Source organism: Caenimonas sp. SL110 (genome assembly GCF_001044395.1).
Classification (GTDB): Bacteria; Pseudomonadota; Gammaproteobacteria; order Burkholderiales; family Burkholderiaceae_C; genus Ramlibacter.
Map to the genome: position 1 here is coordinate 195,271 of NZ_JANU01000006.1, position 15,086 is coordinate 210,356.

The window sequence follows — 15,086 nt, forward strand, 5'->3', positions numbered from 1 at the left end:
GTCGCTCATGACTTGGCTCCCTCGTTGCGGCGCAGCCGTGCCAGCATCAGCTTGGACAGCGACAGCACCACGAAGGTGATGAAGAACAGCACCAGGCCCAGATAGATCAGTGCTGCCTGGTGCAAGCCGCTTGCCGCTTCTGCGAATTCATTGGCGAGCGCCGAAGTGATGCTGTTGGCTGCCTGGAACAGCGACAGCGAATCGAGCTGGTTGAAGTTGCCGATGACGAATGTCACTGCCATCGTCTCGCCCAGCGCGCGGCCCAGGCCCAGCATGATGCCGCCGACCACGCCGGCCTTCGTGTAGGGCAAGACCACCTTGGAAACAACTTCCCAGGTCGTGGAGCCCAGCGCATACGCCGACTCCTTGAGCATGGGCGGTGTCACGTCGAACACGTCGCGCATCACGGACGCGATATACGGAATGATCATGATCGCCAGGATGATCCCGGCGGACAGGATGCCGATGCCCACCGGAGGGCCTGACACCAGCGCACCCAGATACGGCACGCCGGAAAAAAGCGTCTGCAGCGGTTGCTGCACGTAGGTAGCGAGGATGGGGCCGAACACCAGCAGGCCCCACATGCCGTACACAATCGAAGGCACTGCCGCGAGCAGCTCGATCGCCGTGCCCAGCGGGCGCTTGAGCCACGAGGGCGACAGCTCCGTCAGAAACAGCGCAATGCCGAAACTCACCGGCACTGCAATCACCAGCGCGATCAGCGACGTGGCGATCGTGCCGTAGATCATCACCAGGCCGCCGTACTCGTTGTTGACCGGGTCCCACACGCTGTTGGTGAGGAATCCCAATCCGTACTTTTCGATGGCCGGCCAGGCCCCGATGAACAGCGATATGAGGATGGCGAGCAGCAACCCGAGGGTAATGAGCGCAGCCCCCTTGGCCGCCCATCCGAAGAGCCGGTCGGCGATAGCGCCGAAACCTGCCGAGCGTGGCTGGGGCGGGGTCATGTCGCGGCCACGCCGTTGCACGCCAGCCGGCCGATCCGGGAATTGCATGGAGCCTTCATGGGCGGGAAGTGTAGAGGACAAGGCCCCTCCTCAGTAGTCGCTGTCAGGGATGCTGGGCCGGTGGGCTGCTCTGCTTACTTGTACGCGATCGGCTTGCCGGCGCTGTCCTTGATCTCGGACCATGCCTTTTCGATCTGCGCTTTCACGGTGACTGGCATCGGCACGTAGTCGAGGTCGTCAGCCGTCTTGTCGCCGTTCTTCATCGCCCAGTCGAAGAACTTGAGCGCTGCTGCCGCCTCTGCCGGCTTGTCCTGGACCTTGTACATGATGACGTAGGTCGGGTTGGTGAGCGGCCATGCATCCTTGCCCGGCTGGTCGGTGGTGATCTGGTAGAAAGTCTTGTTCCAGTCGGCGCCCGCTGCAGCGGCCTTGAAGGCGCTGTCGCTCGGTGGCACGAAGTTGCCGTCGCGGTTCTTGAGCAGCGTGTAGGTCATCTTGTTCTGCTTGACGTAGGCGTACTCGACATAGCCGATCGAGTTGGGAAGACGGCCCACGAAAGCGGCGACGCCTTCGTTGCCCTTGCCGCCTGCGCCCGTGGGCCAGTTCACTGCGGTGCCTTCGCCGACCTTGGCTTTCCAGTCAGGGCTGACCTTGGACAGGTAATTCGTGAAGATGAAGGTGGTGCCCGATCCGTCAGCGCGGCGCACTGGCGAGATCGCCGCGTCAGGCAACGGCACGCCCGGGTTGAGCGCTGCAATCGCGGGGTCGTTCCACTTGGTGATCTTGGCCAGGTAGATATCGGCGAGCACCTGGCCCGTCAGCTTCATCTGGCCGGGTGCGATGCCCTTGATGTTGACGACAGGAACCACGCCGCCGATCACGGTCGGGAACTGCATCTGGCCCTTCTTGGCCAGGTCTTCGTCCTTGAGCGGCATGTCGGATGCACCGAACGCAACCGTCTTGGCGTCGATCTGGCGAATGCCAGCGCCGGAGCCGACGGACTGGTAGTTGATGCGGATGCCGGTGGCCTTGTTGTAATCGGAAGCCCACTTGGCATACAGGGGCGCCGGGAAGGTTGCGCCTGCGCCGGTGACTTCCTGGGCCTGCGCCACGGATGCAAGGCCCGTCAGGGAGAAAGCTGCTGCGCCGAGCAGAGCGGTACGAATGCGAAACGTCATGGGTTCACCTCAGGTTGGTTGTGACTGCGTTGACGCGACTCTAAGAATGTTTTGTGACATCTACGTGACAGGGTTTTGTCACGATTTTGACTTGCCGCCGTCATGTATTTGTCACGGCCTTTATCTAAGCTCGGCGGCAACAAATCCACTGGAGGAACCCATGTTCAATGCCCGCCTTGCCATCTTCGCACCCCTGGTCCTTGTCGCTGCATGCGCAACGCAACCCAACAGTACCCCGGTCAGTGTCGCCGACACGATCGCCCGCGACCCGAACCTGAGCACGCTGAGCGGCCTGGTCGTCAAGGCCGGCCTGTCCGATACCCTGAAGGCTGCCGGCCCTTACACCGTGTTCGCGCCGACCAATGATGCGTTCAAATCCGTTCCGGCCAAAACAATGGATGAGCTGGCAGCCAATCCGGCACGCCTGAAGGCCGTTCTCAGTTACCACGTGCTGCCGGCCAAGGTCACCGCAGCGCAAGTCAAGCCGGGCAATGCCAAGACCGCCCAGGGTGCCAACATCGCGCTCTCCAAGGCAGGCGAGTTCGTCACGGTCGAAGACGCGATGGTCCAGAAAGCCGACATCATGGCCACCAACGGCGTCGTGCACACGGTTGACCGCGTGCTGATGCCGCCTGCAGCTCGCTGATCAGGTGAAGCGCTTTTCCATGAATCGCCGGGAGGTCCTCCTGGCGGGCGGCGCCTTGGCGCTGACAGGCCTCGCAGCCGCCCAGTCGGCCAAATCGCCGGGCGGGCGCGGCCTGGTCGTGGTGCAGGTCAGCGACACATCGGCCGGCCAGCAGGATGTCTCGAAAGACTTCGTCATCGGATCGCGCGCTGCCTGGCAGGACATCAACGCCCGGGGCGGTGTGCGCGGGCGCCAGGTGGCGCACCAGTCGATCGAAGTCGATGGCACCGCAGCAAGCATGAAGGCGGCCGTCGCCAGCATCAAGGAGAACGCCGCCTGCGTGGTCCTGTCCGGCACAGCCGGCGACATCGCCGCGGGCCAGCTCACTGCGGCGCTGCGACAGGACCAGGTAGCCATTGCACATGCCGCGCCCTGGCTGCAGAACTCCTCCGGCGAGATCGACGAGCGCACCTTCCCGATATTTGCCGCGCGCCAGCAACAGATGGCGCACGCACTGAAGTCCCTGTCGGTGATGAGCGTCCAGGAAGTGGGCGTCATCTACGCAACATCGGTGGAATACGCTGCCTACCAGGAAGACTTCTCGCGTACTGCAGCCGACCTCAAGCTGCGGCTGCAGACTTATCGGGCCAACGGCGATCTCGCGCAGCTCGGCCGCAAGCTGACCCAGACGACGCCAGCCATCTTGCTGTTTGTCGGCGGCACGCCTGAGCTGGTGCAATTCACGCAGGGGCTGGAGACGCAATCGCGCCAGCGCTATGTCGTTGCACTGGCCGATGTCAACCTGCAAACGATGGTGCAGATGGGCGCCGCTCGCCACACACCGGTGATCGCGACCCAGGCAGTGCCGATGGTCAACGCGACCTTGCCAGTCGTGCGGCAGTATCGCGAGGTGCTCGGCCGCCTGTTCGACGAGCCGCCCACGCCGCTCAGCCTGGCCGGTTTCATCGCTGCGCGCTACACCTATGAAGTGTTGAACGACATCGAAGGGGCCATGACGCGCCAGAACGTGCTGGCGGCCTTCCAGCGGCGCGCGAACGTCGACATCGGCGGTTATCGCGTGAGCTTCGATCCGCGCCGCCGCAGCGGGACCTTTGTCACGCAGAGCATGCTCACGATGGACGGACGAGTGATCGGCTGATCGCAAGCCATTGGTGTTGTCGCGCCAGCACCGACACACGGCCGGCAAGTGCGATGCTATGCTGGCCGCAACCCCTTTCCCCGCATGCAAAACGGAACCCTGCTCGCCGCCGTCGACCTCGGCTCCAACAGTTTCAGGCTTGAAATCGGTCGACTCGACCACGGCCAGATCCATCGCACCGAGTACCTCAAAGAGACCGTCCGGCAAGGCAACGGCCTGGATGAGTCACGCAACCTCACGCCCGACGCCATGCAGCGCGGCTGGGACTGCCTGGCCCGCTTCGGCGAGCGGCTGGCGGGCTTTCGCAAGTCGCAGGTGCGGGCAGTCGCCACGCAGACCCTGCGCGAGGCGCGCAACCGCGATGAATTTCTTGCCCGTGCGAACCAGGTCCTCGGCTTTCCGATCGAGGTGATTTCCGGGCGCGAGGAAGCGCGCCTGATCTATCAGGGCGTGGCCCGCCTGCTGCCGCAGTCCGACGAGCGCCGCCTGGTGGTGGACATCGGCGGACGCTCCACCGAACTCATCCTGGGGCAGCGGTTCGACGCGCAGGTCGTGGAGAGCTATCGGGTGGGTAGCGTGGCCTGGTCGATGAGATATTTTCCGAATGGTGCGTTCACCGAACAGGCGTTCGCGCAGGCCGAAATCGCCGCCAAGGCGGTGCTCGACGAAGCGCTCACAGCCTACGACCGCAGCCGCTGGGACCTCGCCTATGGCTCGTCGGGAACGATTGGCGCCGTCGCGGACATCCTGGCTGTCTCCGGCAGGCCGGGCGGCGTCGTCACGCGCGAGGGTCTTGACTGGCTGCGCGAACAGTTGCTGTCCGCACGCACCGCCGACCGCGTCCGCATCGAGGGCCTGAAAGAAGACCGCAGGCCGGTGATCGGCGGCGGCCTGAGCGTGCTGCTGGCAGTGTTCGACCTGCTGGGCATCGACAAATTGCATGCCGCCCAGGGCGCGTTACGCCACGGCGCGCTTTACGACCTGCTCGACCGCGAGCATGGCGAGTCAGACATCCGCTCCACCACCGTGAAGCGGCTCGCTGCCAAGTTTGAAGCCGACACCGCCCAGGCGCAGCGGGTCGGCAAGGTCGCGCGCCACTTCCTGAGGCAGCTGCGCGCGGGTGACGATCCGGCCGAACTCGAAGGGCTGGAGCGCAAGCTCGAATGGGCCGCGCAATTGCACGAAATCGGCAGCGTGATCTCGCACAGCGACTATCACAAGCACGGCGCCTACATCCTGGATAACGCAGACGCAGCGGGCTTCGCGCAGCCCGAACTGCACCGGCTGGGACTGCTGGTGCTGGGCCATCGCGGCAAGCTGCGCAAACTTGCAGCGGACTTCGAAGACGAGGAGTTCGTCCACCAGTTGCTGGCGCTGCGGCTGGCGGTCGTGCTGTGCCACGCGCGGCGCGAGCCGGACCTCAAGGGCATACAGGTCCGGGCGCTGCGGCGCGAAGTCACGATCGCGCTTCGCACCGAATGGAAGAAGGCGTATCCGCAATCAGCGCACCTGCTTGGCGAAGAGGTCGTTGCCTGGCAAAAAACACCCTGGGTGCTGGCAGTCTCCTGAGCACCACGGCCGTGCCTGCCAATTGGCCGTATCTGAAAACGGTATAAACTGTATAAACCGTTAATTTCAGGGCAACACCCGTGGCAACCACGAAGAAGGTCCCGGCCGGCAAAGTCAACGCAACAGCGAAGAAGGCAGCAGCAAAGAAGGTAGCGGCCAAAGCCAAACCCGCTCAGGTGGCCAAACCCGCGCGAACGGCCAAGCCAGCTCCAGAGCCTGCGCCGGCGGCCACAGCCCCGGCGCCATCCACCCGCATTCCCGCAGCCGTCCCACCTGCCAAGCCCAAAAAGGCCAAGCTCGTGCGCGACAGCTTCACCATCCCCAAGCCCGAATACGCCGTTCTCGACGAACTGAAGCAGCGGGTGGCCCGGGCAGGTTTGTCGGCCAAGAAAAGCGAACTGCTGCGCGCCGGCATCAAGGCGCTTGCCGCGATGTCCGACAGCGCCCTGCTTGCAGCCGTGGCGGCCGTTCCTGCGATCAAGACCGGACGCCCCGCCAAGGACTAGCCTCACCCAGGCATGACTTCGAACATGAAACTGTTCGGGTTCAGCTCGCCCTGGGCAACGCCAAGCAGCGTCAGGTAGTTGCCGCCGCCCAGGTCGATGACGGCATTGCCCCACTCGTAGCTGGTCGCGGCCAGCGCCTGTGATGGCGTGGCGATTGCGCTCTTGTTCAGGCCCATCTCCAGCAGGATGCGGTCGTCCGCGTCGAAGTCGGTCACCACATCGATTCCGCTACCCGAGCTGAAGCTGAAGAGGTCGGAGCCGCGTCCGCCCGACAGGCGGTCAGCACCTGCGCCGCCATCGATGGTGTCGTCGCCCTGGCGGCCCTGCAGCACGTTGTCCAGGTCATTGCCCTGCAGCCAGTTGTCCAGCTTGTTGCCGATGCCTTCCACGCCGCCGCCGACAAGCACCAGGTCTTCGACATTCCTGGCCAGATCGACGCTTTGCGCGCTGCTGTAGACGGTGTCATGACCCGCATCTTCCAGTTCCTCCACGCGATCGGGGCTGCCATCGACAAAGTAGCTGTCATCGCCCTCGCCGCCGCGCAGCGTGTCACGCCCGCCGCCGCCACGCAGCTCGTTGTCGCCTGAGTTGCCGTCGATGCGGTTGGGACCTGCATTGCCGGTGCCGGCGATGTCGCCGTCACCCAGCAGGATGAGCTTTTCGACGTTGGCGCCCAGCGTGTAGGTGATGTAGCTGTATACGGTGTCCTTGCCCTCTGCCTCGAATTCGATGACCTCGTCGCCCACCTCGCGCACGATGAACCTGTCGTTGCCGGAGCCACCCGCCATGCTGTCGATCCCCGCGCCGCCATCGATGGTGTCGCGACCGCTGCCGCCCTCCAGCGTGTCGCTGCCAATGTCGCCCAGCAGGAAATCATCGTCCGATGTCCCGCTGATCACCGTTCCCGAATCGAGGTTCAGGCCGATGAGGATGGGGTTGTGGTCGCTGGAGCGATACGCATCGGGCGAATAGAACAGCGAGTCCTGTGTTGTGCTCTTGAACTCGGTGTTGTAGTCGAGCACGCCCGGCTCCTGCGCGTTGATGCCCCACTTGTAGGTACCCGCGACCTGGCCCGTCAGCGAGTCGCTGGACAGGGCGTGATCGAGCGAGCCCCAGAGGCCGTCGAACGAATAGGAGTAGCCGGTCGACACCTTGTCGTAGCCATTGGCTTCGAGATAGGTGATGGGGTCTTCCATGCCGTAAGCGTTCAGGTCACCGATGAGGAGCACGTCCGAATCGGCGGTGCCAGTCGGGTTGGTCGCCAGCCACGCGGTGAGTTGCTGAGCCGCTTCCATTCGCGCCAGGTTGTTGGCGCCCTGCCCGTCGCCGATGTCGGGGTCGATGACGCTGCCCTTGGACTTGAAGTGATTCACGACCACGGTGAAGATTTCGTCGTCAGCATTCGAGCGGAAGGTCTGCGCAACCGGCACGCGACTGCCGTACGTTGCAGTGAACGCATCCCACGCAGGATCGGTCACGTCCGGCACGGCGGCGCTGCCCACTGGCGTGACGCTTGCGGGCTTGTACACGATGGCAACCATGATCGCGTCGTCACCGGCCGTCGGCGCAGGCGCGCCGTTGCCGTCGATGTAGGCACCGGAGATGTAGGCGTACGTTCCCGCGCCTGCAATCGCGTTGAGCGCATCGACCAGCGAGTCGATGGCGCTTGAGCCATCGGCAAAGCCGTTGTTCTGCATCTCCATCAGTCCGACGACATCGGCATCGAGCGACAGCAGGTTCGCAACGATCTTGTCTTGCTGGCGATCGAACTCCAGGGCGTTGTTGGCGCCGCGTCCTTCGTGCGTGGTGCCGTTGGGTGTCGTGAAATTCGCCGAACCCAGCGTGGTGAAGTAGTTCAGCACATTGGCCGAAGCGATCTTGATTTCCGCGTTGGCAATCGCATCGGGTATGTCATCTACGGTCGGGCGCGCATCGCCCTGGAAGTTGACGGTGGTCGTCGAATGGATGCGATAGGTCGTCTCGTAGCCCAGCTCGCTGCCACTGGCGAACTGATCGACCACGCCTGTCACCGACTGCACCCAGTCGCCCGCGCGCAAGGTGTTGGCAGCCGTGAGCGGATTGCCGCCTCGTCCCAGCGTCAGGGGATCGGGGTTCTGCGCGGAGTTGCCGTCGTCCAGGATGATCTGGTCGCCCTGAACCTGCGCAAGCCATGCCGCGTAGCCGCTGGTGCTGGGCGCATGCGTTTCGCTGTAGGTCGCGATCAGCTCGTCCGAAGTCAGCGTGACCTGGCCGTATCGTGCGAGGTTGAAGTTGTCAGTGACGACGAGCTTGCCGCCATCGGATGCAGAACTGATGCTCACCAGCATGCCTTCCACCGCCTCCCAGTTGACCTGGCTTGCCTGTGGCAGCGTGATGCCCATTGCAGCCGGCAGCATGGCTGCGCCGCTGTGATCAGTGACGACAGAAAAGCCCGTCAGCGTGGTCATTTCGGTGACGCCGCTGAACTCGGCAACCGAACCGGTGACACGCACGATATCGCCCACCGTGCCCCCTGTCAGGCCCGCAGGAACCGTGTTGCCGTAGAAGACGAAGACGCCCTCGGAGGTGGCGGCATTGCCGTCGACATCAGCCGCTTCCTCCTGCACATAGAACCCCTTCAGGTTGGGCATCCATGCGGTGACCACACCTTCAATCGTCACGCCGCTCTGGCCTGCCATGGCCGAAGCCGTGCCCGATCCCTGCACCGCAGAGATCTTCGTGACGAGCACATCGTCGGTCACGATGGTGCCGACTGCTGTTGCCTGGACCAGCGACGCACCGGCAGCGCCGGAGAGCGTCACGGTGAATGCTTCGGATGCCTCGATGTCGAGGTCACCTGTCACATTGACCGTGATGGTCTTGACCGTCTCGCTTGCGCCGAAGTTCACCGTGCCGGACGGCAGCGTGCCGCCAAAGTCGGCTGCGCTCACCGCTGATCCGCTCACAGCCCAGTTGGCCGACGACGTGCCGGACACATCGCCTGCGCGCGTCACCGTGAAGCTGAATGATCTGGAACCCGAGTCGCCCTCTGGCTTGCTGGCATCTGCCGCAGCGATCGACATCACAGCCCCGTCGTAGCCTTCGATCTTCACGTCATCGACGCGCCACAGCGATGCGCTATCGCCAGCCGTGCCCGAGGACGTGTACTGGAACGCGAAGAACACGTTGTTGCCCGTGATCGCCGACAGGTTGATCAGGCCGGAGGGCGTGATGGTTTCGCTGTCCGTCGGTGAAGGCGTGTAGCTCAGTTCCGTCCAGGTCGCGGCGCTGGGCGTGCCGCTTCCGCTGTAGTTGCTGGACCAGAGCACGCGCAGCTCGGGGTCGGCCCCGGCTGCATCCGCGAAGTTGGTGAAGGTGGTGAAGCTCAGGTATTCGACATCGGTTTTCGTGAGGTCGAAGCCGCGCGAAATCAACCAGTCGTTGGCCGGGGCGGAGTCGCCGAAACCGTTGACTTCGGCGGTGCTGGTCGCGGAACTGCGCGTCCATGTGCGGGCGGCGTCTGCGTCCACACTGAACACGGTGAAGTCGCCCAGGGTCGTGCTGAAAGATTCCGTGTAGGGCGTCGTCACGCCCGCGCCGGCCGGTGCGCCGGGCGAGCCGACATTGCTGCCGGCCGCAAAGCCGCCGAGCTGGCCCGCTGCGGCTGCCTTGTAGGTCGCACCATCGACGGACTGCTCGCTCCAGACAATCGATGTGGTCGCGGTCGCGCCAACCGAGATACCGGCATGACCTGCCACCAGCGCATTGCCATCCGCACGCACGGCAGCCGAGATGGTCGAACCATCAGAGGCCGTGATCGTTGTCGACTTGTAGCTGAGCGACGCAACCAGCAGGCCGCCCGCATCAAAGACCGCCACTGCATCGCCGGGTGATCCGCCAAGGCCCGGCCCCCCGGTCGCAACGACCTTGATTCCATCGGACAAGCTACCCCAGCTGGTCCTGAAGGCGGCAGCATCAGCCGTGTTGACCACGATCATCTTCTGGCCAGCCGCAAGCGTCGTGCCGGAGGCAAACGAGGCGGCGGCTGCGTCATTGAAATTGGCGCTGTCGTCATCCCACTTCCAGCCTGTGAGGTCGATGGGCGTCGTGCCGTAGTTGTAGAGCTCGAAGAAGTCACCGCCAGCCGAATTCGAATTGAGTTCGGTGATGAGCAAACGAGGTGGCGGGCTCGTGGTGAAGTTGAAGCTGGTGTTGGCCAGGCCGGTCCATGCATTGCCCGCGTGGTCCATCACCGCGCCGTTGTCCGCGTGAACGTAGTAGGCCGTGGTCGACAGCAGGTTCGCAGACGGATTGATCGTGACCGCGTTGTAGTTGAACGCAACGTTCGCCGCATTCACCGAAATCGTCTCGACGATGCTGTCGTCAGCGGCCTTGCGAATGACGAAGTTGCCCGTGCCACGCACCACGCCCTCGTCGAACTGCAGCACGATGTTGGCTGCAACACCAACTGTGGCGGAGCCGGTGGATGGACTGGTGCCTGCCAGCACCGGCGCCGCTGTGTCGGTGACGTTCGCGCCGAGCGTGACCCAGTTGCCCTGGAACTGTTGCAGGCCCGGCGCGAGGTCTTTGGAGACCAGCGTCTGTCCAGCCCAGATCGTGTCGCCGTTGTCCTGCAGCAGTTGCACCAGCGTGCCCTGGGCGGTGCTCTGCACTTCCACGATGGACTCGAAGCTGCCGCCTGTCGTGTCGCGCAGCGCGTCGAGGTTGACATCGAGTTGCGTCGCCGTGCTGCTCGTGCCGTCCCAGCGGAAGATGCGAAAGTCATGGGTGACCAGCGATGTCGCGCCGGCAGCCGGACCGGCAACGATCAGGTAATCGCCGCCCGTCGCGGCCTTCTCGATGGAGCGGATGCCCCGGCCGCCCAGATCCAGTTCGAAGGGCGCGCCGAAAACCGGCGATCCTTCCAGCAACCCCGCAAGGTTGACCGGCACGATCAACGCATCGGTGCGAGCCACGCCGTCAGCTTGCGGCGCGCGAAATGCGATGAACAGCTGCGTGCCGTCCTGCGATGCAGTGAGGCCCTCGATCGAAAACCCGTTCACGCCTTCGGGCACCACACCGGCGGCAGCGGAAGCCGTGAAGCCGAAGTAATTGGCGCCAAGGGCGTGTGCATTGGAGCTGTCCCAGGTGGCCAGCGCTGCTTCGAGACCGGTGAACTTGCCCACGTAGTTGAACTGCGTGGCAGCGCCCGTGCCGCTGACAGTCACAGCAAAGATCGCTTCACGTGCGTTGTCTTCCCCGCCCGACTTGGTGTTGCTGTGGGAACCGGTGAAGTACAGCGTGTCGCCGATGCGCGTGCCACCTTCCAGGTCCAGTTCGCCTGCCAGCATCGGGCCGTTGGTTTCGTAGCTCCACTCGGCGACTGCCGGGCCGCCACTGCGTGGGTAGACGCGCAGCACATTGGCCTCGTCATCGGCCACCACCATCCAGCTGGCATCGAGCGCAAGGGCCGTCGACGCGTCCGAGCTGCCTTCAGTCGTGCTGGCATTCGGCGTGAACGTCTGCACGGCCACGGGTGCGACGGTGGGGCTGCTGGTCACGCTGATGTCGTCGATGCCGACCCACTCGTCGCTGCCGGTCGCATTGGTCGTGATGATGCGAACTTCAACCTGCGCCTGCCCGTTCACTTCAGCGGGCAAGACGACCGAGATGCTGTTGGTCTGGGTCGCCACGCTGGGGCCGGTGGTCGCGTCGGCCACATAGGCGGCAGGCACGTTGACGAATGAACCCGTGCCGCCAATGCGGTACTGCAATGCGACCTGCTGCACGGCGTTGTCCACCGCGCCATCGACGTCGCGCAGCAGGTAGCTCACGGTGACGCTCTCACGTCCTGTCGCATTGAGATAGATCACCAGGTTGGGCGCATCGGCGGTGCCGGAGCCTTGCAGGGCGACAACCGGATTGGTGATCGCAAACTCGGCGACGCCACCGGAGGTCAAGGTGCTGGGGTTCGCCTGGTTCGCGATGACGTCCACCGTCACCATCGCACCGGTCACGGCCTGCGCATTCACATCAACAAGCGTGCCGGCGTCGTAGTCACCGAGGTAGCCGACGATGGAAGGCACGCCGGTCCACGAATCATTGGCGGTGATCAGGCCAGCGTTGGTCCAGTCCTGGCTGAAATTGCCGGATGCGAGGTCGAAGTAATCTGCGGACAAGTCTTTTCTCCTTGGTGAATTCATGCGGCGACAAATGCGTCGACGGCGCACCGAACCATAGGAGAGTTGTGTGACAGTACGCAGTCATTCACGAGTGAATGCGCGCCAAAAAAAATGCCCTGACCGATGGATCAGGGCATGAAAGATCGGGAGGCCGATCTGGAGACAAGCATGAAGGCTAACGCGCCAACATGTCATCTCCACGACACTTGAATCACGACTTGCTCGCCTCCTGCAATTCACGCAGTTGCCACGAGACGTCAAAGAGCTTTGCCTTGCTCATGTAGTACCTGTCAAGCCGCCAGTCGCGCAGCACGTCGATCGCGAGGTCGAAGTGCTCGGGACTGAGCGAGTACAGGTCATTGAGCTTGAAGGGGCCTTCGGTTTCCAGCGACAACACCAGCCTTGCGAGGATGCGTGCGGCCGGCTCGTCAGGGCTGGTTTCGATAAGGCGTCGAGCTGATTTGATGGTTCTCATGAGACGGTTCCGGGTTTGTCTGTCGCCAGACAGATGGTGAGTCGATTGCGCGCATCGCGCCGCTCATAAGTGACAGATTGCGCAAACTTGCGAACCAGTATGAGGCCCAGGCCGCCCGGCACTGCATCGTGCAGCGATGTGGGTCGCGCGGGTTCGGGTGCCTGCGTGGGATCGAAAGCGACGCCGTCGTCAGAGATCACGATCACGAGCTGCGACCCGTCAAGCTCGATCCCGATTTCCACCTCGTGTTCGAGGTCGTCATCGAAGGCATGCCACGCAAGATTGACAAATGTTTCTTCAAGGATCAGCTCGACCTTGAAGACGGTTGCGCTGTCCACGCCCGACCGGTTCAGAAATTGCAGCACCGCCTCTCGGACCGCACCGCTCTCATCACGGCCTCGTGCGACCTTCTGGCGCAGCGCAATCGCCGGCATCACATGCATCACGCTGCGGCGGCGAGCCGCGCAAGCGCTTCTTCTTCGGTGGCGACAACCGGCATGACCTGGTCCAGTGCCACATGCTCCAGCACCGTTTGCACCATCTCGGATGCGCCGAACAGGACCATTCGGCCGCCCTTCTGGTTCAGCGCGCGCGCGCTCGTGATGAAAAGGCGTATGCCCATGGACGCGAGGAAGCTGATGCCCGACAGGTCGACTGCGGTGTCCTTGCCCCTGGCGACGACAGCGGCAGAAAAACGGGTCTCGCCCTGGTCGACTCCGGCCGAATCGAGCCGGCCGCGCAACCTCACGACATTCACTGGCGCCGAACCCTGATCAACTTCGATTTCCATACGTGCTCCTGGAGGCCAACTCAGCCTATGTCCGTGGTGTTACGAAAATGTGACAACCACCATTGAAAAATCATCGTCCAGCGGGCCGGCTCGCGCGGCTTCGCGCACCTTGCGGTACAGCCTTTGCGATTCAGTGACACCCGCTTCGGGTTGCGCCTGGAGCAACGGGATGATGTCTTCGAGGCCCCATTGCGCGCCGTCGCGCGTCACGATCTCGAACACACCGTCGCTGAAGACGTAGAGACGCGCGCCGGGCGATACCGCCACGCGCGCAGCGCTGAACCGTGCGGCAGGCGTTGCGCCAATGATCAGGCTGCGCGTTTTCAGGGCGACCAACGCCGGGTCTGCGGGCGTTGCGAGGTAGGCCGGATGATGGCCGCCGGAGGCATAGACCAACGACCGGCTCACGGTGTCGTAGACGCCGTACCAGATCGAGAAGTACATGCCGTCGTGGCTCTCCATCTGAAACATGGTGTTCAGGCTGGCCAGCACCTGCGCCGGATCGGAGAAATCGGTCGAAGGCAGCGCACGCTGTCTCATGACGTTCATCACCGAGACGCTGTGCATCGCGGCGCCCACGCCGTGGCCGGAAACGTCGATCAGGTAAGCCGCCAGCAGGCCGCCGCCCAGGTCGAGATAACCGAACGCATCGCCGCCGAGCTGGGTGGACGGCTCGTACACCCAGTCGGTGAGCACAGGGCCGCTGCTGATCGGTGGCGGCAACAGCGACTGCACATAGTGCCTTGCCTTTTCGAGGTCACGGCCCAGCTCCTGCGCCTTGTGCGCTTCGCCCTTGAAGAGCCACTCGTGCCGGAACACGTGGCGCCCGACCTGGAGCAGCGCGCCACTCGCAAGACGCGCAGCACCCTCGATGCGACGGCCTTCGACATAGCATCCGTTGGTGGAGCGCAAGTCGGTCACCAGCGCCTCCACGTCGGACGCGCCGGCGCTGATCTCGCAGTGCTGGCCCGATGCCTCGGTATCGGGCACCACGAAGTCGCACGAGGCAGCCCTGCCAAATCGCAGCGGCGTGGATTGCAGCCGGATACGCTCGCCGGCCCGCGCACCTTCGACCACCACCAGGTAATGCTCGCGCTCCTCCACCGGCGCCGCCGGGCTCTGGAAGGCCCCGGTCATGAAGACGCGGGTGCGATTCATGTCGCCGCTTGTGTCGTCGCTCACGGTGCCTGTCCTAGACCGTTTCGGGCGATTGCACGGCGACCAGGATGGTCTGGCCATGCCCATCGCGCTCGCGGGTGCGAAACCACCACACGGCGCCTTTGCGCACCGGGCACGACGGCAGCTGGAAACCCATGAGGTGAGCGATCGTCTCGCCCAGCACCGGCTGGTGACCCACGATCAGCACGGCTTGCCGGGCGTCGGGCCACTGCGCGGTTTCCAGGATGTCCTTTACCGTGGCTTCCGGCGCGAGTTCATTTCGCACCTTGAACTTGCGGTCCAGCGCAATGGCGGTCTGTTCGCAGCGCACCGCCGGGCTGCTGAGCACGCGCGTGCCTTCGGGCAGTTGCCGGTCCAGCCAGCTTGCCACGCGAGCGGCCTGCTTTTCGCCGCGGCTGGTCAATGCACGCTGCAGGTCGTCGCCGTCGGGCGCTTCGTCCTGCGCTTCCGCATGTCGCCAAAGTATCAGGTCCATA

At 63.9% G+C, this 15,086-nt stretch carries 12 protein-coding genes; 4 read left to right on the forward strand and 8 right to left on the reverse strand.

What is annotated here, in order from left to right:
- Positions 1 to 5 precede the first annotated feature (5 nt).
- On the reverse strand, positions 6 to 1,016 hold the full coding sequence (gene pstC, locus AQ12_RS04595) for a phosphate ABC transporter permease subunit PstC (RefSeq protein WP_082151403.1): 1,011 nt from the start codon (positions 1,014 to 1,016) through the stop codon (positions 6 to 8).
- A gap of 86 nt (positions 1,017 to 1,102) precedes the next feature.
- Positions 1,103 to 2,146 (reverse strand): phosphate ABC transporter substrate-binding protein PstS, encoded by a 1,044-nt coding sequence (gene pstS, locus AQ12_RS04600; RefSeq protein WP_048438673.1) that lies wholly within the window; start codon positions 2,144 to 2,146, stop codon positions 1,103 to 1,105.
- A gap of 160 nt (positions 2,147 to 2,306) precedes the next feature.
- Here pstS and AQ12_RS04605 point away from each other — a divergent pair, with 160 nt between their 5' ends.
- The 4 genes from AQ12_RS04605 to AQ12_RS04620 all read left to right on the forward strand — a co-directional run bounded on the left by AQ12_RS04605 (position 2,307) and on the right by AQ12_RS04620 (position 6,005).
- Complete coding sequence (locus AQ12_RS04605; protein WP_048438674.1) at positions 2,307 to 2,792, forward strand: fasciclin domain-containing protein; 486 nt, start codon at positions 2,307 to 2,309, stop codon at positions 2,790 to 2,792.
- Between the two features lie 19 nt (positions 2,793 to 2,811).
- A complete protein-coding gene (locus AQ12_RS04610; protein WP_048438748.1) occupies positions 2,812 to 3,930 on the forward strand; it encodes an ABC transporter substrate-binding protein in 1,119 nt (372 codons plus the stop codon).
- A gap of 84 nt (positions 3,931 to 4,014) precedes the next feature.
- The gene (gene ppx, locus AQ12_RS04615) at positions 4,015 to 5,499 is read left to right on the forward strand and encodes an exopolyphosphatase (RefSeq protein ID WP_048438675.1); all 1,485 of its coding nucleotides are present in this window, start codon (positions 4,015 to 4,017) and stop codon (positions 5,497 to 5,499) included.
- A gap of 80 nt (positions 5,500 to 5,579) precedes the next feature.
- A complete protein-coding gene (locus tag AQ12_RS04620; protein WP_048438676.1) occupies positions 5,580 to 6,005 on the forward strand; it encodes a hypothetical protein in 426 nt (141 codons plus the stop codon).
- Between the two features lie 2 nt (positions 6,006 to 6,007).
- Here the strand turns inward: AQ12_RS04620 and AQ12_RS21925 are convergent, their stop codons facing one another.
- The 6 genes from AQ12_RS21925 to sixA form a co-directional block, all read right to left on the reverse strand.
- A complete protein-coding gene (locus AQ12_RS21925; RefSeq protein ID WP_053076556.1) occupies positions 6,008 to 12,163 on the reverse strand; it encodes an ExeM/NucH family extracellular endonuclease in 6,156 nt (2,051 codons plus the stop codon).
- Positions 12,164 to 12,377: 214 nt separating this feature from the next.
- A complete protein-coding gene (locus AQ12_RS04635; RefSeq protein WP_048438677.1) occupies positions 12,378 to 12,641 on the reverse strand; it encodes a hypothetical protein in 264 nt (87 codons plus the stop codon).
- Positions 12,638 to 13,075 carry an ATP-binding protein gene (locus AQ12_RS04640; protein WP_048438751.1) on the reverse strand — a complete coding sequence of 146 codons (438 nt, stop codon included), beginning with the start codon at positions 13,073 to 13,075 and terminating at the stop codon, positions 12,638 to 12,640. Before AQ12_RS04640 ends, AQ12_RS04635 begins: the two co-directional genes overlap by 4 nt.
- Before the next feature lie 8 nt (positions 13,076 to 13,083).
- Positions 13,084 to 13,431, reverse strand: coding sequence for an STAS domain-containing protein (locus tag AQ12_RS04645; RefSeq protein ID WP_048438678.1), 348 nt, complete (start codon positions 13,429 to 13,431; stop codon positions 13,084 to 13,086).
- 39 nt (positions 13,432 to 13,470) lie between these two features.
- Entirely contained in the window at positions 13,471 to 14,613 is a 1,143-nt protein-coding gene (locus AQ12_RS21930; RefSeq protein WP_053076558.1) for a PP2C family protein-serine/threonine phosphatase, read from the reverse strand.
- Positions 14,614 to 14,623: 10 nt separating this feature from the next.
- Entirely contained in the window at positions 14,624 to 15,085 is a 462-nt protein-coding gene (gene sixA / locus AQ12_RS04655) for a phosphohistidine phosphatase SixA (RefSeq protein ID WP_048438679.1), read from the reverse strand.
- Position 15,086: the final 1 nt, after the last annotated feature.

Bases quoted from the DNA above. Each gene is read 5' to 3' on its own strand.
- sixA (WP_048438679.1), bottom strand. From the start codon at position 15,085: ATGGACCTGATACTTTGGCGACATGCGGAAGCGCAGGACGAAGCGCCC.
- pstS (WP_048438673.1), bottom strand. From the start codon at position 2,146: ATGACGTTTCGCATTCGTACCGCTCTGCTCGGCGCAGCAGCTTTCTCC.
- AQ12_RS04640 (WP_048438751.1), bottom strand. From the start codon at position 13,075: ATGCCGGCGATTGCGCTGCGCCAGAAGGTCGCACGAGGCCGTGATGAG.
- AQ12_RS04645 (WP_048438678.1), bottom strand. From the start codon at position 13,431: ATGGAAATCGAAGTTGATCAGGGTTCGGCGCCAGTGAATGTCGTGAGG.
- AQ12_RS04610 (WP_048438748.1), top strand. From the start codon at position 2,812: ATGAATCGCCGGGAGGTCCTCCTGGCGGGCGGCGCCTTGGCGCTGACA.
- ppx (WP_048438675.1), top strand. From the start codon at position 4,015: ATGCAAAACGGAACCCTGCTCGCCGCCGTCGACCTCGGCTCCAACAGT.
- pstC (WP_082151403.1), bottom strand. From the start codon at position 1,016: ATGCAATTCCCGGATCGGCCGGCTGGCGTGCAACGGCGTGGCCGCGAC.
- AQ12_RS04635 (WP_048438677.1), bottom strand. From the start codon at position 12,641: ATGAGAACCATCAAATCAGCTCGACGCCTTATCGAAACCAGCCCTGAC.
- AQ12_RS04605 (WP_048438674.1), top strand. From the start codon at position 2,307: ATGTTCAATGCCCGCCTTGCCATCTTCGCACCCCTGGTCCTTGTCGCT.